Raw genomic sequence first — 272 nt, forward strand, 5'->3', positions numbered from 1 at the left:
TTCGACGGTGGTCTTGCGCATGAACTCGTCGGATTGGCGGATCTGCCGCACCACGGAACGGATGATCAGCAAGATGCCCAGCACGGGACTGGCTAGCAGCGCGGTGCGCAAGGCGCCGGATTCGAGCCGTGCGCCGGCATACGCCGAGACGGCTACCAACGCCGCGTAGAGCGCCATCGCGACGCCGAATTCCTTGAGATAGCGGCGCAGGGCCAGCTTCTGATTCATGAGGGCAATCTCCGGTTGTGTAAAGCGTGCTTGACATTCTGGGG

At 62.5% G+C, this 272-nt stretch carries 1 pseudogene; it reads right to left on the bottom strand.

Features of this window, described 5'->3' with window-relative positions:
• Positions 1-228: pseudogene (locus SB751_RS30535) on the bottom strand (hypothetical protein); the annotation flags it as partial.
• Positions 229-272: the final 44 nt, after the last annotated feature.

It is taken from the genome of Cupriavidus sp. SIMBA_020 (assembly GCF_046535395.1).
GTDB classification, from domain to species: domain Bacteria; phylum Pseudomonadota; class Gammaproteobacteria; order Burkholderiales; family Burkholderiaceae; genus Cupriavidus; species Cupriavidus campinensis.